Source organism: Elioraea sp. Yellowstone (assembly GCF_006704265.1).
Lineage (GTDB): Bacteria > Pseudomonadota > Alphaproteobacteria > Acetobacterales > Acetobacteraceae > Elioraea.
Map to the genome: position 1 here is coordinate 1 of NZ_VIKA01000022.1, position 19,492 is coordinate 19,492.

Consider the following 19,492-nt stretch of genomic DNA (forward strand, 5'->3'; position numbering starts at 1 on the left):
GCCGGCTGGCGCACTCGCTGCGCGCGCGCGCTCGCGAGGGCGATCGCCTCGCGCGCGAGGCCGGCCGGATCGTCGAGAGCCTGCCGGATCCGCTGATCGTGCTCGACGCCGAGGCGCGGCCGACCGTCCTGAACGCGGCGGCACGCGAGATCTTCACGCCGCCGGGCGGACGTGCGCCCGATCTCGGCGCGCTGCTGCGCCACCCGGCGCTGCGCGCAGCGCTCGATCGCGTCGTCGCCAACGGCGCGGCGGAGAGCGTGGCGGTCACGCTGCCCGTGCCGGTGGAGCGCGAGCTGATCGTCCACGCGATCGGGCTCGAGCCGGAGCCGCCGGACCGCGGGCGGATCGTGCTCGTGCTGTCGGACCGCACGCGCGAGCGCCGCATCGAGCAGATGCGCGCCGACTTCGTCGCCAACGCGAACCACGAGCTGCGCACGCCGCTCACGAGCCTGATCGGGTTCATCGAGACGCTGCGCGGCCCTGCGGCCGAGGACCGCGAGGCGCAGGCGCGCTTCCTTGCCATCATGGCCGAGCAGGCGCAGCGGATGAGCCGGCTGATCGACGACATGCTCTCGCTCTCGCGCATCGAGATGACCGAGCATACCCCGCCCAAGGGCAGCGCCGATCTCGCCGTCCTGGCGCGCCGTTCCGCCGAGGCGCTCGAGCCCCGCTTCGCGGCACGGCGGATGCGCATCGAGCTCCAGATCGCCGATGGGGTGCGGCCGATCGTTGCCGACCAGGATCAGATTGCCCAGGTCCTGGCCAATCTGCTGGACAACGCCGCGAAGTACGGCCGCGAAGGCGGACGGGTCGTCATCCGGGTGGCGCCCGCGCCGCCGCACGGGGGGCGGCCGCCGGGGATCACGGTCGCGGTGAGCGACGACGGCCCGGGCATCCCGCGCCAGCACATCCCGCGCCTGACCGAGCGCTTCTACCGTGTCGATGCGGCGCGGTCGCGCGCGATCGGCGGTACCGGGCTCGGGCTCGCGATCGTCAAGCACATCCTCAACCGCCACCGCGGCAGCCTCGAGATCGCGAGCGAGGAGGGCCGGGGCGCGACCTTCACGGTCTGGCTGCCGGCGGCGGAGCCAGAAGCCGGGGCCGCGGCGCGCGGGTGATCAGGGCACGATCGCCTCCTCGGCGCGCCAGAGCCTCTGGCCCAGCGCGGACGCCACCGCAGGATGCGTGATCCGTCCCGCATGCACGTTCAGTCCGGCGAGCAGGTGCCGGTCCTCGGCCATCGCACGGCGCCAGCCCTTTCCGGCGAGCGCCAGCACGAAGGGCAGGGTGGCATTGTTCAGCGCCGCTGCCGAGGTGCGGGCGACCGCGCCCGGCATGTTGGTGACGCAGTAGTGCACGATCCCGTCCACCACGTAGGTCGGCTCGGCATGGGTGGTCGGGCGCGAGGTCTCGAAGCAGCCGCCCTGGTCGATCGCCACGTCCACCATCACCGAGCCGGGTTTCATCCTCGCGACCGTGGCGCGGCTGACGAGCTTGGGCGCCGCCGCGCCGGGCACCAGCACCGCGCCGATCACGAGGTCCGCGCGCAGCACCTCGCGTTCGATCGCGTCCATGGTGGCATAGACGGTCGCCACGCTGCCGCCGAACTCCTGGTCGAGCGCGTCGAGGCGGCGGAGGTTCTTGTCCAGCACCGTGACGCGCGCGCGCATGCCGACCGCGATGCGCGCGGCGTTCGAGCCGACCACGCCGCCGCCGATGATGCAGACGCGGCCCGGCCGCACCCCGGGCACGCCGGAGAGCAGGATGCCGGCGCCGCCGGCCTCCTTCTCGAGACAGCGCGCGCCCACCTGCACCGCCATCCGGCCCGCGACCTCGCTCATCGGCGCGAGCAGGGGCAGCCCGCCGGCCGCGTCGGTGACCGTCTCGTAGGCGATCGCCGTCGCGCCCGAGGCCATCAGCGCCTCGGCCTGCGCGGGATCGGGCGCGAGATGCAGATAGGTGAACAGCACCTGGCCCGGCCGCAGCATGGCGCACTCGGCCGGCTGCGGCTCCTTCACCTTCACCACGAGCTCCGCCGCGGCGAACACCGATTCCGCGTCGGGCAGGATGGTCGCGCCGGCGGCGCGGTAGGCGTCGTCGGTGAAGCCGATCCCGGCGCCCGCGCCCGTCTGCACCACGACCTCGTGGCCGCCGTGCACGAGCTCGCGCACGGACGCAGGCACGAGCCCGACGCGGTACTCGTGCACCTTCACCTCGGTGGGAACCCCGATCTTCACGCGCTGCCTCCGCCTGCCCGCCGCTACTTCTGCACCGGCAGGAAGATGAATACCACGGCGGCGACGAGGCAGATGGCGGCGGCGAGGTAGTTCCAGGTGAGCTGCTCCTTGAGGAACCAGACGGCGAAGGCGGCGAACACCGCCATGGTGATCACCTCCTGCATCACCTTGAGCTGCTGCGCGGTGTAGGCGCCGAAGCCGATGCGGTTGGCCGGCACGGCGAGGCAGTACTCGAAGAAGGCGATGCCCCAGGAGGCGACGATGGCAAGCCCCAGGCTCCAGTGCGGCCGCTTCAGGTGGCCGTACCAGGCGAAGGTCATCAGCACGTTCGAACCGATCAGCAGCAAAGGCGGCAGCACCCAGGCAAGCCACGGTGCAGGCAGCGGGATCATGCGGTCTCTCCGTTCTCGCGCGGCGGGAAGCGGCGCAGCAGGACGAGCATCAGCGCCATGCCGGGCAGTGCGGCGGCGGTGGTCAGGAGGAAGAAGGGCGTCCAGCCCAGGGCCTCGGCGAGATAGCCGCTCGAGGCGCCGAGCGTGCGCAAGGGCACCGCGGCAAGCGAGGAGAGGAGCGCATACTGCGTCGCCGTGAAGGCGGTGCTGGTCAGGCCGGACAGATAGGCGACGAAGGCGGCGTCGGCGAGCCCGTCGGTGGTGTTCTCGACCGCGACCTGCAGCCAGAGCATCGGCACCGACCGGCCGGCCTCGGCGAGCGCGACATACATCAGGTTCGAGAGCATCTGCATCAGGCCGGTCGCGATCAGCGCGCGGCCGACGCCGATGCCGGCGACCAGCACGCCGCCGAGCGTGACGCCCGCGAGGGTCGCGGCCAGGCCGAACACGCCGGAGACGGCGGCGACGTCGAGGCGCGAGAAGCCGAGCGCGCGGTAGAACGGCGCCGTCATCACCCCGGCCAGCGCCTCGCCCAGCTTGAAGAGCGCGACGAAGCCGAGGATCAGCGGCCAGCCGGGTCGCGTCAGCATGTCGCGGAACGGATCCACCACCGCCAGACGCAGCCGCGCCCCCCAGCCCGCCGGCGCCGGGATGGCGCGCGCGCGCAACTCGCGCGCGACGAACAGCGTGGTCGCAAGGCCCACGCCCATCAGCGCGGCGAGGCTGAGGAAGGCCACGCGCCAGCCGGCGTATTCGGCGATCGTGAAGGCGCCCGGGCTGGCGGCGAGCAGGGCGATCCGGTAGCCCCAGACATAGGCGGCGAGGCCGAGCCCCTGCCGGCTCGGCGGCAGCGATTCGATGCGGAACGCGTCGATCGCGATGTCCTGGGTGGCCGAAAGGAAGGCGATCGCGACGGCGACCAGCACGGTGGCGCGCGCATCCCCGGCCGGGTCGGTGAAGGCGAGCGCGGCGATCGCCAGCGCAAGCGCGATCTGCACCGGCGCGAGCCAGCCGCGCCGCCGCCCGAGCGCGGCGAGCGGCGGGCGGGCGTGGTCGAGCACGGGCGCCCAGACGAACTTGAAGGTGTAGGCGAGACCGATCAGCGCCGTCAGGCCGATCTCGCCGAGCGGGACGCCGGCCTCCGCGAACCACTGGCGCAGCGTGAAGCCGGTCAGGGGCAGAGGCAGCCCGGCCGAGAAGCCGAGCAGCAGCAGCGCCGCGAGCGCACGGTCGGGGCGCGGCAACGGCGGAGGGATGCGGCGAAGGCGAGCGCTCACGCGGCGGATCGACGGGCGACGATGGCCATGGGGACGGCGGGCTCCGGCTCTGCGCCCCGTTCATCGCTGCGCGACCAGCCGGGCGGCACGGATGATCGGAACGGGATGGGATGATACCCTCGCCCCGATGGATCGGAAGCGGGGACGGTTCATGACCAGCCGGAGTGATGGCGCGCCTGCCGCGCCTGCCTATGCGCATCGTCGGCGTGACCTGATCGCCGCGGGCGCGAGCGTGCTCACCGCGATGGCGCTCGGCCTGCCGCTCGGCGGCTGCCAGCAGAACCCCGCGCTCGGGCGATCGCAGCTCATCCTCGTCTCCGAGGAGGAGCTCGAGCAGATGTCGAACATGGCCGAGCGGGACATCCGCCGCCGCACCGGCGTGCTGCGCGATCCGGAGCGGCAGCGCCGCCTCGAGCGGCTCGCCGACCGGCTCGGCAGCGTCGAGGACGCACCCCGGCCGCGCCGCGGCTTCCGGCCGGAACTGCTCGATGATCGTTCCGTCAACGCCTTCGTGCTGCCCAACGGATACTCCGGCTACTACGACGGGTTGTGGCGGTTCACCCGCGGCGACGACAGCGAGCTCGGCCTGGTGATGGGCCACGAGATGGGCCATCTCGCCGGCCGTCATGCGCAGGAGCGGGTGAGCCAGCAGCTCGCCCTCTCGATCGGCGCCGTGGTGGTCGGCACCGCCGCCGGCGCCGCCGTCGGCCGCCGCTACTCGCCGGCGATCGGCGCGGCCCTGGGGCTCGGCGTCGCCCTTGGCGGCGCTGCCTTCTCGCGCAGCCACGAGTACGAGGCGGACCGGCTCGGCCTGCTCTATGCCGCGCGCGCCGGATATGATCCGGAGGCCGGACAGCGCTTCTGGGACCGGATGGAGGCCCAGGAGGGTCGAAGCGGCGGGCCGAGCTTCCTCTCCACCCACCCCTCCTACGGCGACCGGCGCGAACGGCTCGCGCGTCTGGTGCGCGAGGATCCCGAGATCGTCGCGGCGCTGCGGGCGAAGGGCCGCGCGTGATTGCGGCCGCGGCCCGGCGTCAGCCGGGCGCCGCCGCCCGGGCGAGCGCGACAACGGCGAGCGTCAGCGGAGATCCGGGGCAGGCTGGTTGAGCGAGCACGCCCATGTCCATCCACGTCATGAGTGGACGTGGATCGGGTTCCTGGAGCGGCGCGGCCGCGCCGGGCGGTTGGCCCGCTTCAGCGCGGCGCCAGCACCATGATCATCTGCCGGTTCTCCATGCGCGGCATCTGCTCGACCTTGGCGATCCCGTCGAGTTCGCCCTTGACGCGCTCGAGCACCTTCATGCCGAGATCGACATGGGCGAGTTCGCGGCCGCGGAAGCGGAGCGTGACCTTCACCTTGTCGCCTTCGCCGATGAAGTTCCGGGCCTGGCGCATCTTCACGTCGTAGTCGTGGTCGTCGATGTTGGGCCGGATCTTGATCTCCTTGATCTCGACGACCTTCTGTTTCTTTCGCGCCTCGTTCTTCTTTTTCTGCTGTTCGTATTTGTACTTGCCGAAGTCGAGGATCTTGCAGACGGGCGGATCGGCGTTGGGGGAGATCTCCACGAGATCCAGCCCCGCCTCCCGGGCGCGCCAGAGCGCCTCGCGGGTCGGCAGGACGCCGATCATCTCCCCCTCGGCGCCGATCAGGCGGACCTGGGGGATGCGGATGTCTTCGTTGACGCGCGGACCCTCGCGGGTCGGCGGCGCCAGGGTGGTCGGACGCGGTGGGATGGCTCGAGCCTCCTCTGCCGTTGTGGACGCGTAGAGAATGGGCCGTTCAGGCGGCGGCTTCAACCGTCGCCGGCGCGCGCAGGTCGGGCGGGCTCGCCTCCTCCGCCAGCGCCTTCACCACCTGGTCGAGCGGCATGATCTGCTGCGCCTCGCCGCCGAGCCGGCGCAGCGCGACCGTGCGCGCCTCCGCCTCCTTGCGGCCGACCACCACGATCACCGGCACGTGCGCGACCGAATGCTCGCGGATCTTGGCCTGGATCTTGGCGTTCGAGAGATCCGCCTCGACCGCGAGCCCGGCGCGCGCAAGCGCGGCCGCGACCTCGCGCGCGTAAGGATCCGCATCCGAGGTGATGGTCGCCACCACCGCCTGAACGGGAGCGAGCCAGAGCGGGAAGCGGCCGGCATACTGCTCGATCAGGATGCCGAGGAACCGCTCGAAGCTGCCGAGGATCGCGCGGTGCAGCATCACCGGCCGGCGGCGCGACCCGTCGGCCGCGACGTAGAGCGCATCGAGCCGTTCGGGCAGCACGAAATCGACCTGCAGCGTGCCGCACTGCCAGTCGCGCCCGATCGCGTCGCGCAGCACGAACTCGAGCTTGGGGCCGTAGAACGCGCCCTCGCCCGGGTTCAGCGTGTAGCCGACCCCGGCCTTTGCGCAGGCCTCCTTCAGCGCCGCCTCGGCCTGGTCCCACACCGCATCGCTGCCGGCGCGCCTGGCCGGCCGGTCGGAGAACTTCACCTGGAAGCTCGCGAAGCCGAAGTCGCGATAGACCGAGGAGAGCAGGTCGACGAAGCGCACCGTCTCGTCGGCGATCTGGTCCTCGGTGCAGAAGATGTGCGCGTCGTCCTGGGTGAAGGCGCGCACGCGCATGATGCCGTGCAGGGCGCCCGAAGGCTCGTAGCGGTGGCAGGAGCCGAACTCGGCCATGCGCAGCGGCAGGTCGCGGTAGGAGCGGATCCGGGTGTTGAAGATCTGCACGTGGCAGGGGCAGTTCATCGGCTTGAGCGCGAGCACGCGCGATGCCTCGTCCTCGTCCTCGACGCTGGCCACGAACATGTTCTCGCGGAACTTCTCCCAGTGGCCGGAGGCCTCCCAGAGCGCGCGGTCGACCAGCTGGGGCGTCCTCACCTCGACATAGCCGGCGGCCTCGAGGCGGCGGCGCATGTAGCTCTCGGCGGTGCGGTAGAGGCGCCAGCCCTTGGGGTGCCAGAACACCGAGCCGACCGCCTCCTCCTGGAGGTGAAAGAGGCCCATCTCCTTGCCGATGCGCCGGTGGTCGCGCCGTTCCGCCTCCGCGAGCTGGTGCAGATAGGCATCGAGCTCCTTGCGGTCGCGCCACGCGGTGCCGTAGATGCGCGAGAGCATCGCGTTGCGATGGTCGCCGCGCCAGTAGGCGCCCGCGACCTTCATCAGCTTGAACGCGTCGCCCACGTGCCCGACGGTCGGCATGTGGGGGCCGCGGCAGAGATCGATCCACTGGCCCTGGCGGTAGAGGGTGATCGTCTCGCCCTGCGGCAGGTCCTGGATGAGCTGCACCTTGTAGGTCTCGCCCTTGGCCCGGAACAGCTCGATCGCCTCGTGGCGGGTGGTGACGATGCGCTCGAAGGCCGCGCCGCGCGCGATGATCTCGCGCATCTTCGCCTCGATCGCAGGGAAGTCCTCGGGCGTGAACGGAGTGTCGCGCGCGAAGTCGTAGTAGAAGCCGTTCTCGATCGGCGGCCCGATCGTCACCTGCGTGCCGGGGAAGAGCTCCTGCACGGCCTCGGCCAGAACGTGCGCGCAGTCGTGGCGGATCAGCTCGAGCGCCTCCGGATCCTTGCGGGTGATCAGGCGCACGCGCGCGTCCCTCTCGATCGGGCGCGAGAGGTCCCACAGCGCGCCGTCCACCTCGATCGCGATCGCCGCCCTGGCGAGGCCGGGTCCGATCGCGGCCGCGATCTCCGTGCCCGTGACGGCGGCGTCGAAGCGGCGCACGGATCCGTCGGGCAGGGTGATGGCGGGCATGGGTGTTCCTCGGCCGTTCTCGGGCAGGGGGCGTCTATGCGGGCCGGGCGGCGGGGGCGTCAAGCGCGGCGGCCGCCGCGATCACCCGGGCGGGCGGCAGATCGCGCAGGTCGGGCACGCGCAGGATGCGCACCTCGCGCCCGCGCGGGGCGCAGAGGGCAGGGTCGCTCGCGGCCGAGAACAGCACCACCGAAGGCGTGCCGAGCGCGGCGATCAGATGCATCGGCCCGGTGTCGTTGCCGATCGCGAGCGCGGCACGGCGGGCGAGCGCGGCGATGTCGCCGATCGTGGTCTGTCCGGTGAGGTCGCGCGCCTCGGGGCAGCCCGTGCGGATCGCGTCGGCCAGCGGCGCCTCGGCCGCGGTGCCGAGGATGACGGGGGTCAGTCCGATGCCGGCCAGCCGCGCGGCGAGCGCGCCGTAGTGTCGTGCCGGCCAGCGCTTGGCCGGCCGATGCGGCGCCGCGCCGGGGATCACGAGCGCGATCCGCCCCGGCAGGGCGAAGCGCGACACGTCGCCGTCGAGCCAGGCAAGGTCCGGGGCGGGAAACGACGTCACGCCAGCGCTCGCGAGCTGTTCGCGCTGGCGGTCCTGGGTGTGCATCGCGTCGCGGCCGGGATTGGCATGCGGGTGCGAGGCCCCGCGCGCGATGCCGCTCCATTCCGGATATGTGCCGAACAGGCGCATCCCGCGGAGCAGGCGCGAGGAGCGCGCCGAGGTCTGCAGGTCGTAGACGCGGCCGTAGCCGCCGCGGGCGAGTCGGCGCGCGAGGGCCGCCTGCGCGGGCAGGTTCCACCAGGGCGGACGATCGTCCGTCAGCACGCGGTCGAACCAGGGCGCCCGGGCCATCAGCGCGGCGAAGGGCGGGGTGGTCAGAAGGTCGATCCGCGCGCCCGCATGGTGCGCGCGGATCGCCGCGAAGGGCCCGAAGGCCTGCACCAGGTCGCCGAGCGCACCATGCTTGATCACCAGGATCGCGGTCATGGCGCGCGCGTCACCGGGGGGCCGGCGGCCCCCCGCAAACGTCCCGTTCAGAGATACTTGAAGTCGAGCCGCCGCATCCGCGCATAGGGCTCGTCCGTCAGCCCGCTCTGCTCCATCAGCGCGGTGCGCGCCTTGATGAAGCTCTCGACGGTCTTCCGCGTCAGCGGATCGCCCGCATCGCGCAGCTCGGCCAGGATCTCGCCGGCGGCCTTGCCGAGCGCGACCGCGATCTCGTCGGGCAGCATCCTCACCTGCACGCCGAACTCGCTCACCAGCCGGCGGAGCGCGGTGATGTTGTTGGCCTCGAAGTCGGCCGCGACCTGGTCGTAGTCGGCCTGGATTGCAACCTCGAGGATGCGCTTCAGGTCGGCCGGCAGCGCGTCGAACTTGCGCTTGTCCACCGAGCACTCGGCGGCGAGGCCGGGCTCGATCACCGAGGGCCAGTAGTAGAACTTCGCCGCCTGGTGGAAGCCGAGCGCGAGATCGGTGACGGGGCCGACGAACTCGGCCGCGTCGAGCGCGCCCGACTGGAGGTTGGGCAGGATCTCGCCCGCGCCGAGATTGACCACCGCCGCGCCGATCCGGCGCCAGCACTCGCCGCCCAGGCCGGGGGTGCGGAACTTGAGCCCGCGGATGTCGGCGACGGTGTTGATCTCCTTGCGGAACCATCCCGCCGCCTGCAGCCCGGTGTCTGCCGCCATGAAGCCCTTGAGGTTGAACTGGGCGTAGATCTCGTCCCAGATCTCCTGTCCGCCCATGTAGCGGATCCAGGCGCGGATCTCCTTCGAGGTCATGCCGAACGGCACGCCGGTGAAGAAGTTCAGGCCGCGGTTGCGGTTCTGCCAGTAGTAGGAGGCGGTGTGCATCATCTCGGCGCCGCCCTGCGTGACCGCGTCGAACACGCCGAGCGGGGGCACGAGCTGGCCGGCGGCGAAGACCTGGATGGTGAACCGCCCGCCCGACATCTCGGCCACGTGGCGTGCGATGCGTTCGGCGCCGACGCCGAGGCCCGGGAAGCCGCGCGGCCAGGACGTCACCATGCGCCACTGCACGCGGCCCTGGGCGATCGCCGGGGTGGCGAGCGTGGTGGCCGCGGCGGCGGCGCCGCCCGCGGCGAAGAGGGTGCGACGCTTCATGCGGAGGAGCCTCCCTGAAGGACTGGCGCGGGCTTGCTGCCCGCCTGCGCCAAGCTTTAGCCGAAGCCCCTGCGGCGCGGAAGCGGCTACCAGGCGCGCCCGGCGAAGCCGACCAGCACCAGCGCGGCCAGCAGCATCTGGGCGAGGTTGATCGCGACCGAGAGCCGATGCAGCCCGACGAAACGCGCCTGCGCGGACGCATCGCCCGCCCGCGCGGCGTCGCGATAGGCGTTGATCCGCGGCATCAGCGCCTGGCGGGCGAAGACGAAGCCGGCCGCCACGATCGCCATCACCCCGGCCGCCTCCCAGGCCAGGGGCACGAGCGCAACGGCGGCGGTCGCGGCCATGCCGGCGCACCAGACGTAGTAGACGGGGAACAGCCGGCGCAGGAACGCCCCGGCCGCCTCGGCACCGAGCGCGCGGAACACGGCCGGCGCGACGACGAAGGCGAAGAACGCCATCCCGCCCAGGAGGAGGGCGGTCGCGAACAGGCCGACCCCGGTGGCGAGGGCCTCCATCGGGCTCAGGCCGCGCGTGCGGCGCCGTGCCCGGCGGCGGTGACGGGTGCGACCCGCGCCACGGTCAGTAGCGGTAGGTCTCGGGCTTGAACGGGCCGGACTGCGGCACGCCGATATACGCGGACTGCTTGGGCGTGAGCTTCGTCAGCTTCGCGCCGAGCTTGGCGAGATGCAGCGCCGCCACCTTCTCGTCCAGCGCCTTGGGCAGCACATAGACCTTCCTCTGGTACTTGCCCGGGTTCGTCCAGAGCTCGATCTGCGCGAGCGTCTGGTTGGAGAACGAGGAGGACATCACGAAGGAGGGGTGGCCGGTGGCGTTGCCGAGATTGACCAGCCGCCCTTCGGACAGGAGGATGATGCGCTTGCCGTCCGGGAACTCGATCTCGTCCACCTGCGGCTTCACGTTGTGCCATTTGAAGTTCCGCAGGGCGGCGACCTGGATCTCGGCATCGAAATGACCGATATTGCAGACGATCGCCCGGTCCTTCATCGCCCGCATGTGCTCGATCGTGATGACGTCGACATTGCCGGTGGCGGTGACGAAGATGTCGGCGCGCGGCGCGGCATCCTCCATTGTCGTCACCTCGTAGCCCTCCATCGCCGCCTGGAGCGCGCAGATCGGATCGACCTCGCTCACCATCACGCGGCAGCCGGCGCTGCGCAGGCTCGCCGCCGAGCCCTTGCCGACATCGCCGAACCCGCAGACCATCGCCACCTTGCCGGCCATCATCACGTCGGTGCCGCGGCGGATGCCGTCCACCAGGCTCTCGCGACAGCCGTAGAGATTGTCGAACTTCGACTTGGTCACGCTGTCGTTGACGTTGATGGCGGGAAACAAGAGCCGCCCCTCCTTCTCCATCTGGTAGAGCCGGTGCACGCCGGTGGTGGTCTCCTCGGAGACGCCGCGGATCGCCTCGGCGAGCCTGGCGAACCAGCCGGGCCGGGTCCTGAGCGTGTCCTTGACCAGCGCGAACAGGACCTCCTCCTCCTCGTTGCCGGCCTGCTCCAGGAACGCCGTGTCGCCGCCTTCCGCGCGCACGCCGAGATGGACGAACAGCGTCATGTCGCCGCCGTCGTCGAGCAGCAGGTTGGGCACCCCGCCGTCGCCCCAGGTGAGCGTGCGGCGCACGTAATCCCAGTATTCGGCGAGCGTCTCGCCCTTCACGGCGAAGACCGGCGTGCCGGAGGCGGCGACCGCGGCCGCGGCATGGTCCTGGGTCGAGAAGATGTTGCAGGACGACCAGCGCACGTCGGCGCCGAGCGCCTTCAGCGTCTCGATCAGCACCGCGGTCTGGATCGTCATGTGCAGGCAGCCGGCGATGCGCGCGCCCTTGAGCGGCTGCTTCGGCCCGTACTCGGCGCGGATCGCCATCAGCCCGGGCATCTCGGTCTCGGCGATCGCGATCTCCTTGCGGCCCCAGTCGGCCAGGGCAAGGTCGCGGACGACGTAGTCGGCGGGGGCGCCGGGCATCGGGCTCTCGGGCATCGGGACGGTCCTTCGCTGGATGCTGCGGCCTAGCACGGGGGGGCGGGGTTTGCCACCGGTGCGGCAGAGATTGCGAATGACTCGCATTCTCGCATGCAGTCTCGTATACCGTGCCGACCCCGACACCCCGAGACCACGGAACGCCCATGCCCCACCGCCTCGTCCTCGCCGCCGCCCTCACCCTGCTGGCCCTGCCCGCTGCCGCCGAGACGGCGTGCTGGATCGACTACGCCGAGTTCGAGAACAACGTGCCGCATCTCGATGTCGGCGCCTGCCCGGACGGCGCTCCGACGCCGGAACGGGGCTTCTGCCGGCTCGGCATCGCCGGCGATGCCGTCACGATCTACGTCTTCGAGTTCAAGGACGGGGCGTCCTGCCTGACCCGTGCCCAGCGTCTCAGCCTGCCGGAGTTCCTCGACCGTTTCGGCGCGACCTATCGCAGGCCCTGACCGGACCGGTGCCGCCGCTGGCGCGGCGTTCCCTGCCATGCCGGCAGGGGGTCAGTCCCGCGCGGTCAGCATCCGATCGACCATGGCCGGCGCGAGGCCGAGATAGGTGGCGGGGTCGCAGTGCGCCGCGACGGCATCCGCGCCGCCGAGCGCCTCGACGACCTCCGGAACCGCGCCCAGTGCCTCGACCAGCGGCACGCCGCGCGCCTGCGCGTCGCGGCACGCCGCGTACACCAGGTCGTGCGCGCGCTGCCGGCCGAGCACGGGGGCGGCCGCCATCATCACCGCCTCGGCGACGATCAGCCCGCGGCTCAGCGCGAGATTCGCGCGCATGCGGTCCGGATGCACCTCGAGCCCCGCCAGCATGAAGCGTGCCTGGGCGAGGCAGCTGGCAGCGAGCAGGAACGCCTCCGGCACGGCAAGCCATTCGAGATGCCACGGCCCCGTGGCGCGCTCGAAGTCCGCGAGCATCGCATCGAGCGCCAGCCCGACCTGCTGGCGCACCGCCCTGGCGGTGGCGAGGATCAGCTCGCAGGAGATCGGGTTGCGCTTCTGCGGCATGGTGGACGAGGCGCCGCGCCCGGGCACGAAGGGCTCCATCACCTCGCCCCCGAACTCGGTCGCCATCATCAGCGCCACGTCGGTCGCGATCTTGGCGAGCGAGCCGGTGACCAGGCCGAGCAGCGCGACCACCTCGGCGATGCCGTCGCGCGCGACATGCCAGGTGATCGGCGGCACGGCGAGGCCGAGCTCGGCGCAGAACGCTTCCTGCACCGCGAAGCCCCGATCGCCGAGCGAGGCGAGCGTGCCGGCCGCGCCCGCGAACTGCCCCATCTCGACGCGCGGGCGGAGCTGGGTCAGCCGTTCCGCGTGGCGATCGAGCATCGACAGCCACACCGCCGCCTTGTAGCCGAAGGTGACGGGCAGCGCCTGCTGGAGGTGCGTGCGCCCCGCCATCGGCGTGCCGCGATGGGCGCGCGCGAGCTCCGCCAGGATGCCGCGCAGCGCCGCGATGTCGGCCGCGACCAGGTCGAGTGCGGCGCGGAGCTGCAGCACGGTCGCGGTGTCCATGATGTCCTGGGTGGTCGCACCCCAGTGGACGTAGCGCCCGGCCGCGCCGGCGGCCTCGGCGAGCTGGTGCACGAGCGGCAGGATGGGATAGCCGACGGTCTCGGTCTCGCGGCGCAGCCGTTCCCAGTCGATGGCGATCGTGCGCGCCGCCGCGTCGATCGCGCGCGCCGCCTCCTCGGGGATCACGCCGAGGCGCGCCTCGGCGCGCGCGAGCGCGGCCTCCACCTCGAGCCAGCGCGCGACCAGGGCGGCGTCGTCGAACACCGCGCGCATCGCCGCCGTGCCGACCATGTCGCGGAAGAGCCTGCTGTCGAACGGGGTCGCGGCCATCGGCGTCAGGCGTCGATCTTCTGCCAGAACGCCGCGACGAGCTCGGCGATGCGCGCGGGATCGGACTGCTCCATCACCGTGCGCGCGAAGCGGGCGCAGTCGTCGATGGCGACCGACCGGACCGCCTGCTTCACGCGCGGCACCGCCCCCGAGGACATCGACAGCGAGCGGATGCCCAGGCCCAGAAGAAGCGGCGTCAGGCGCGGATCGCCCGCGATCTCGCCGCAGACCGAGACGGGCATGCGCATCCTGAGCGCGGCCTCGGTGGCGAACTGCATCAGCCGCAGCACCGCCGGGTGCAGCGGGTCGTAGAGGTGCGCCGCCTCGCTCTCGGCGCGATCGACCGCGAGCGTGTACATCGCGAGGTCGTTGGTGCCGATCGCGAAGAAGTCGGCCTCCAGCGCCAGGCTGTCGGCCGCCAGCGCTGCCCCCGGCGTCTCGATCATGATGCCGAGGGGCGGCAGCGGGTCGGGCAGGTCGAGCCCGCGCCGCTTCAGCCGCCGCGCGACCCGCTCGTAGATCTCGCGCGCCGTGCGCACCTCCGCGGGCGTCGTCACCATCGGCAGCAGCACGCGCACCGGCCCGCGCATCGCCGCGCGCAGGATCGCGGCGAGCTGGGTCTCGAAGAGCTCGGTCTCCTTCAGCAGCAGCCTGAGCCCGCGCACGCCGAGGGCGGGGTTCTCGCCGCCGGAGCCGGGCACCCAGCCATGTGCGATCAGGCTCTCGATCTGCTTCTCGCCGCCCCAGTCGAGCACGCGGACGGTCACCGGATCGCCCTGCATCGCATCGACGATCTGCCCATAGGCCTCGGCCTGGGCGTCCTCGTCGGGCACGTCGTCGCGGTTCATGAACAGGAACTCGGTGCGCAGCAGCCCGATGCCGACCGCGCCCGACTGCGCGATCATCGGCAGCTCGATCGGCAGTTCGAGGTTCGCCTGCAGCTCGACCGGCTCGTCGTCCCTGGTCACCGCGGGCAGGCGGCGCAGCTTGGCGAGACGCTGGTTCTCGCGCGCGAAGGCGGCGACGGCCTTGCGCGCCGCGGCGAGCGTCTCGGCCGAGGGGTTGAGGGTGACGAGCCCGGCCGTGCCGTCCACGATCGCGAGATCGCCCGGCTTCGCGGCATCGGTCAGCCCGGCCGCGCCGAGCACGGCCGGCAGGCCGAGCGCGCGCAGCATGATCGCGGTGTGGCCCTCCATGCCGCCCTCCTCGGCGGCCACCGCGGCGAGCTTGGCCGGCTCGAGCAGGGCCGCGTCGGAGGGGGTGAGCGCCTCGGTGACCAGCACGCTGCCCTGCGGCAGGCCGGCATAGCTGCGCCACGGGGTGCGCGTCAGGTTGCGCACGAGCCGCCGGCCGATCTCGCGCACCTCCTCGGCGCGGCGCTGGCGCCCGGCGCGGTCGTCGTCGCCGGCGAGGAAGAGGGCGGCGATCGCCTCCGCCTCCTCGCCCACCGCGGCCTCGGCATTGATCCTCGCCTCGGCGATGCGCTTGCGCACGCCGCGCGTCAGCCGGGAGTTGCCGAGCATCTGCGCATAGGCGTCGAGCAGCGGGGCGAGCTCGCGATTCGCCTCCTCGGGCAGGATCGAGAGCCGGGCCTTCAGCTTGGCGAGCTGCTTGCGCGACAGCCCCACCGCCTCGTCGAAGCGGGCGATCTCGTGCGGCACCTGGTCGTCGAAGAGGTCGCGCCGCTCGACCTCGACCGGCGCCTGGGCGGCGAGGGCGATGGGCCCGATTCCGATGCCGGGCGAGACCGCGAGGCCGGCCAGCACACGCTCCGGGCCTCCGGGTCCGGCCGTGCCGCGCAGCCGCCGTGTCGGGCGCGGCCTGGCGTCAGTCCTCATCGAAGCCGGCCTCGACTAGGCCGGCCAGTGCGTCGAGCGCCTCGCGCGCGTCCCAGCCTTCGGCCTCGAGCACCACGTCGCAGCCAGGGCCGGCTCCCAGCATCATCAGGCCCATGATCGAGCGCGCCGAGACCGCTTGGCCGTTCCGTCGCACTGTCACGCAGGCGGAGAACTGCTCGGCGAGCTTGACGAACTTGGCGGCGGCGCGCGCATGCAGCCCGCGCTTGTTGCGGATGCAGACGGTACGCGTGAGCACCGGTCCCGACCCGGTGCAGGGCTCGAGCACCGGGAAGGGATCGTCCGGGTCGCGCGGGAGGCGCTCCTCACCGGCTTCATGCGGCCATTCGTTCACGCCGACCTCCCGTGCGGCCCGGCCGGGCGCATCATCGCGACGTCTCCGGCAGCAGCCGGCTGGCCGCGGCGATGTACTTGCGCCCAGCATCCTGGGCGCAGCCGACCGCCTGGCCGAGCGGATGGGTGGAGCGGATCGAGGCGAGCTTGACGAGCATCGGCAGGTTCACCCCGGCGATCACCTCGACGTTCTTGCGGTCCATGGTCGAGATGGCGAGGTTGGAGGGGGTGCCGCCGAACATGTCGGTCAGCAGCACCACGCCGTCGCCCGTATCCACCGTGTCGATGCCGCGCAGGATGTCCTGCCGGCGCTTCTCCATGTCGTCCTCCGGCCCGATGCAGACCGTGGCGACGCCCTTCTGGGGACCGACCACGTGCTCCATCGCCAGCCGAAGCTCCTCGGCCAGCCGCCCGTGCGTCACCAGCACCAGACCGATCATCTGAGGACCTTCACCTGACCTCGGCCGCCGCCGCCGCGTCGGGCGGGGGGGCGGGCCTGGACGCACCCGTCTCCGGCGGCGCGGACTTCCAGAGTTCGCGATGGACGACCGTCGCGCGCCATCCCTGCGTGCGCAGATGCGTCGCCATCCTCTCGGCGACCGCGACGGAGCGATGGCGTCCGCCGGTGCAGCCGAAAGCGATGGTGAGATACTTCTTCCCCTCCCGCACGTAGCGGGGCAAGAGGGCATCCAGAAGCCCGGTCATGCGAGCCCAGAATGCCCCGAAATCCGGGTCGGCGGCAACGTAGGCGTCCACCGCGGCGTCCTGGCCGGTGAGCGGCCGCAGCGCGTCGACATAGTGCGGGTTGCGCAGGAAACGCACGTCGAACACGAGATCCGCCTCACGCGGCAACCCGCGCGCGTAGGAGAAGCTGACGACGCCGATGGTGATCGCGCCCTGGTTGTCGCCGCCGAATTGCGCCTCGATCATCGCGCGCAGATCGGCCGGCGCGAGGGCGGAGGTGTCGAGCACGATGTCCGCCGCCGCGCCCAGGGGTTCGAGGAGCGCCCGCTCGCGCGCGATCCCGTCGCTCACGCGGCCCTGGGGGGCGAGCGGGTGGCGCCGGCGCGTCTCGGTGTAGCGGCGCAGCAGCACCTCGTCCTCGGCGATCAGGAAGAACAGCGTGACGTCGAGATCCGCGCGCGCGCGCAGGTCTTCGACCAGGCGTTCGGCGGCGGCGCCGTCGAAGTCGGTGCGGCGCGCGTCGATGCCGATCGCGAGCGGCGCAGCCCCGGCCGGCTCTCCGCCCAGGAGTTCGCCCACCATCCTGAGCGGCGGGTTGTCGATCGCCTCGAAGCCGAGATCCTCGAGGGCGCGCAGCACCGAGGACTTGCCGGCGCCGGAGAGCCCGGTCACCACCACGACCGGGCGGCGCGGCCGGGGATCGGTCGTCATCGGGCGGCCTGGATGTGGTCGCCGAGCGCGCCGCAGCGGCTGGCGGCCCGGCCCTCGAGCACGGCGAGGGCGGCGCGCAGGCGCGCCACCGCCGAGGGAGCGGTCGGGTCGAGCCGGATCACCGGCAGCCGCACGCCGAGCAGGTCCTCGGTCGCGGGTTCGGGCAGCCGGTCGATCGTCGCAGCGGGCGCGAGGTCGGCGAGCAGGCCGAGCCGCGCGGCGACCGCGGCGCCGAGATCGAGGATGCCGAGGCCCCGGATCTCGATCAGCCCGGCGAGCGCGGGCGGGGCGGAGGCGGTCACGGCGCCGTCCGCGGCGACGAGCTCGACCCGGTCGTCGGCAACCAGCTGGAAGCCGGCATCGACGAGACGCAGCGCCAGATCGGATTTGCCGCTTCCGGGCGTGCCGCGCAGCAGCACGCCGAGACCGCTCCACGCGCAGCAGCTTGCATGAACCTGCATCGCACCTCGCGCACCCGTGGCCCGGGGCCTCCTCCGGCCGCGCCGCGGGCGCCGCCAGCATGTTGACCGGATTGTGGCAGGGTTCAAGGGCCGGCCCCCGACCCGCGGCCGGCATGACGAGCGAGGCGGCCCCGATCGCCGGCGGCCTCCCCTCACGCCTCGGGCAGCCGCACCACGAACCGCGCGCCGATGACCGCCCCCTTCTCGTCGCGCCGGTTCTCGGCGACGATCCGCCCGCGCAGCGCCTCGACGATCTGGCGCGAGATCGACAGGCCCAGCCCGGAATGCGTGCCGAACTGCTCCCCCTGCGGCCGCTCCGAGTAGAACCGCTCGAAGATGTGTTCGAGCTTGGCCTCGGGAATGCCGGGCCCCTCGTCCTCGACCGCGACCTCCACCATGCCGCCGGTGCGCCGCCCGATCAGCCGGATCGTCCCGCCCTTCGGGCTGAACGACACCGCATTGCCGATCAGGTTGCGGAACACCTGGACCAGTCGTCCCTCGAGACCGTTCACCGTCAGCCCGGCGGCAGGCGCCTCCAGCACGAGCCGCGGCGCGTCGGGGGTGCGCGTGGTCTCGTGGATGTCGGCGAGCGTCGCCAGGATCGGCGCGATGTCGACGCGTTCGACGGCGACGCGCGAGAGCTCGGCATCCACCCGGCTCGCGTCGGAGATGTCGCTGATCAGCCGATCCAGCCGCTTCACGTCGTCGGCGATCACCGCGAGCAGGCGCTGCTGGCGTTCCGGGTCCTGCACCCGGCGCAGGGTCTCGATCGCGCTGCGGATCGAGGTGAGGGGGTTCTTGATCTCGTGCGCGACGTCGGCGGCGAAGCGTTCGATCGCGTCCATTCGGTTCCAGAGCGCGGTCGCGCTCTCGTCCAGCGCCTGGGCGAGCGCGCCGATCTCGTCGCGCCGCGCCCTGAGCGAGGGCTGCACCGTGCCGCGCCGGCCGCGGCCCTCGCGCATCCGCTCGGCGGCGCGCGCAAGCCTGAGCAGCGGGCGCGCGATCGTGGTGGAGAGGTAGAAGGACAGCGCCACGGTCAGGGCGAGGGCGAGGCCGAAGGCGGCGAGGATCGTCATGCGCACCTGGAACAGGGCCTCGTCCACCTCGCGCGCCTCGCGCGTCAGCAGCACCACCCCGACCGTCTCGCGGTTGCGGATCGCCGGCACCGCGACCGACACCACCAGCCGGCCGTCGGCCGTGCGCCGCACCAGGGGCGCACCCTGTCCCTCCACCGCGGCGGCCAGCAGGGGCCTGATGTCGGGGTTCCATTCGTCGCTCTCGCCGATGACGGGGTAGGACGTCGTGCGGGGCAGGAGCGTCATGACGGCCTCGTAGGCGGCGACGATCGCGGTGGCGAAGGGCCCACGGCGGGGCGGCGGGGGCGGCAGGGGCTCGGTCGTCACCGCCCCGCCCGGTCCGGTGCGCACGCGGCTGTCGGCGACGAGTTCGCCCGCGCGATCGTAGAGCCGCGCCTGGGCGAAGGGTGTCGGCTCGACCAGGCGGCGCAGCAGCGGGCGGGCGAGATCCGGCACCAGCACCGGACGCTGCGGGTCCTCGATCGAGGTCGCGCTCTCGCCGATCGCGCCGGCGAAGACCTGGGCCTGGACGCGCAAGGAGGCGGCCTCGGCGTCGATCAGCCCGTCCTGGTAGGTGTCAAGATAGAGGAGGGCCGCCACCAGCAGGCCGAGCGGCAGCGCATTGACCAGCAGGATCCGCCGCAGCAGCGGCGAGAAGACGAGCTTGCGCAGCCGCCGCGGCGTCCCGCGCGCCGCCCCCTCCGCGGGGCGGGCGCGGCTCAGCGTTCCCGAATCGGGCATTCCGGCACCGCGG

The 19,492-nt window shown here is 72.5% G+C and carries 19 protein-coding genes; 3 read left to right on the forward strand and 16 right to left on the reverse strand.

What is annotated here, in order from left to right:
* The coding region (locus tag FK498_RS05425; RefSeq protein WP_141852329.1) for an ATP-binding protein at positions 1 to 1,118 on the forward strand (1,118 nt) is incomplete at its 5' end.
* Here the strand turns inward: FK498_RS05425 and ald are convergent.
* The 3 genes from ald to FK498_RS05440 are packed head-to-tail and all read right to left on the reverse strand — an operon-like array spanning position 1,119 to position 3,906.
* Positions 1,119 to 2,237 carry an alanine dehydrogenase gene (gene ald, locus FK498_RS05430; RefSeq protein ID WP_141852331.1) on the reverse strand — a complete coding sequence of 373 codons (1,119 nt, stop codon included), beginning with the start codon at positions 2,235 to 2,237 and terminating at the stop codon, positions 1,119 to 1,121.
* Between the two features lie 23 nt (positions 2,238 to 2,260).
* Positions 2,261 to 2,629, reverse strand: a complete 369-nt coding sequence (locus FK498_RS05435) for a DMT family protein (protein WP_141852333.1) — start codon at positions 2,627 to 2,629, stop codon at positions 2,261 to 2,263.
* A complete protein-coding gene (locus FK498_RS05440; protein WP_237560840.1) occupies positions 2,626 to 3,906 on the reverse strand; it encodes an AmpG family muropeptide MFS transporter in 1,281 nt (426 codons plus the stop codon). The genes FK498_RS05435 and FK498_RS05440 overlap by 4 nt, the downstream gene beginning before the upstream one ends.
* 151 nt (positions 3,907 to 4,057) lie before the next feature.
* Between FK498_RS05440 and FK498_RS05445 the strand changes: the two genes are divergently transcribed.
* Entirely contained in the window at positions 4,058 to 4,921 is an 864-nt protein-coding gene (locus tag FK498_RS05445) for a M48 family metallopeptidase (RefSeq protein WP_161988323.1), read from the forward strand.
* Between the two features lie 179 nt (positions 4,922 to 5,100).
* Here FK498_RS05445 and infC read toward each other — a convergent pair whose 3' ends face one another.
* From infC to ahcY, 6 genes are all read right to left on the reverse strand, one after another.
* Complete coding sequence (gene infC / locus FK498_RS05450) at positions 5,101 to 5,619, reverse strand: translation initiation factor IF-3 (RefSeq protein WP_141852384.1); 519 nt, start codon at positions 5,617 to 5,619, stop codon at positions 5,101 to 5,103.
* A 67-nt stretch (positions 5,620 to 5,686) separates the two neighbouring features.
* The gene (thrS, locus tag FK498_RS05455; protein WP_141852337.1) at positions 5,687 to 7,645 is read right to left on the reverse strand and encodes a threonine--tRNA ligase; all 1,959 of its coding nucleotides are present in this window, start codon (positions 7,643 to 7,645) and stop codon (positions 5,687 to 5,689) included.
* Between the two features lie 34 nt (positions 7,646 to 7,679).
* A complete protein-coding gene (locus FK498_RS05460; protein WP_141852339.1) occupies positions 7,680 to 8,627 on the reverse strand; it encodes a glycosyltransferase family 9 protein in 948 nt (315 codons plus the stop codon).
* A 47-nt stretch (positions 8,628 to 8,674) separates the two neighbouring features.
* The gene (locus tag FK498_RS05465; RefSeq protein WP_141852341.1) at positions 8,675 to 9,763 is read right to left on the reverse strand and encodes a TRAP transporter substrate-binding protein; all 1,089 of its coding nucleotides are present in this window, start codon (positions 9,761 to 9,763) and stop codon (positions 8,675 to 8,677) included.
* Between the two features lie 86 nt (positions 9,764 to 9,849).
* Complete coding sequence (locus FK498_RS05470) at positions 9,850 to 10,281, reverse strand: DUF4149 domain-containing protein (RefSeq protein WP_141852343.1); 432 nt, start codon at positions 10,279 to 10,281, stop codon at positions 9,850 to 9,852.
* 64 nt (positions 10,282 to 10,345) lie between these two features.
* Positions 10,346 to 11,767: an adenosylhomocysteinase gene (ahcY, locus tag FK498_RS05475; protein WP_237560841.1), complete on the reverse strand. Its 1,422-nt coding sequence runs from the start codon at positions 11,765 to 11,767 to the stop codon at positions 10,346 to 10,348.
* 146 nt (positions 11,768 to 11,913) lie between these two features.
* Between ahcY and FK498_RS05480 the strand changes: the two genes are divergently transcribed.
* Entirely contained in the window at positions 11,914 to 12,216 is a 303-nt protein-coding gene (locus FK498_RS05480; RefSeq protein WP_141852345.1) for a hypothetical protein, read from the forward strand.
* Positions 12,217 to 12,267: 51 nt separating this feature from the next.
* On the opposite strand, the gene FK498_RS05485 is transcribed toward FK498_RS05480, so the two are convergent.
* The 7 genes from FK498_RS05485 to FK498_RS05515 form a co-directional block, all read right to left on the reverse strand.
* Positions 12,268 to 13,617: an adenylosuccinate lyase family protein gene (locus tag FK498_RS05485; protein ID WP_141852347.1), complete on the reverse strand. Its 1,350-nt coding sequence runs from the start codon at positions 13,615 to 13,617 to the stop codon at positions 12,268 to 12,270.
* Positions 13,618 to 13,622: 5 nt separating this feature from the next.
* Positions 13,623 to 15,455, reverse strand: a complete 1,833-nt coding sequence (gene ptsP, locus FK498_RS05490) for a phosphoenolpyruvate--protein phosphotransferase (protein WP_141852349.1) — start codon at positions 15,453 to 15,455, stop codon at positions 13,623 to 13,625.
* Positions 15,445 to 15,807 (reverse strand): HPr family phosphocarrier protein, encoded by a 363-nt coding sequence (locus FK498_RS20195; protein ID WP_141852351.1) that lies wholly within the window; start codon positions 15,805 to 15,807, stop codon positions 15,445 to 15,447. Before FK498_RS20195 ends, ptsP begins: the two co-directional genes overlap by 11 nt.
* Before the next feature lie 31 nt (positions 15,808 to 15,838).
* On the reverse strand, positions 15,839 to 16,246 hold the full coding sequence (locus FK498_RS05500) for a PTS sugar transporter subunit IIA (RefSeq protein ID WP_141852353.1): 408 nt from the start codon (positions 16,244 to 16,246) through the stop codon (positions 15,839 to 15,841).
* A gap of 10 nt (positions 16,247 to 16,256) precedes the next feature.
* Entirely contained in the window at positions 16,257 to 17,201 is a 945-nt protein-coding gene (gene rapZ / locus FK498_RS05505; protein WP_141852355.1) for an RNase adapter RapZ, read from the reverse strand.
* Complete coding sequence (locus tag FK498_RS05510; RefSeq protein ID WP_141852357.1) at positions 17,198 to 17,662, reverse strand: HPr kinase/phosphorylase; 465 nt, start codon at positions 17,660 to 17,662, stop codon at positions 17,198 to 17,200. The genes rapZ and FK498_RS05510 overlap by 4 nt, the downstream gene beginning before the upstream one ends.
* Before the next feature lie 152 nt (positions 17,663 to 17,814).
* Positions 17,815 to 19,479, reverse strand: coding sequence for a stimulus-sensing domain-containing protein (locus FK498_RS05515; RefSeq protein WP_141852359.1), 1,665 nt, complete (start codon positions 19,477 to 19,479; stop codon positions 17,815 to 17,817).
* Positions 19,480 to 19,492 lie beyond the last annotated feature (13 nt).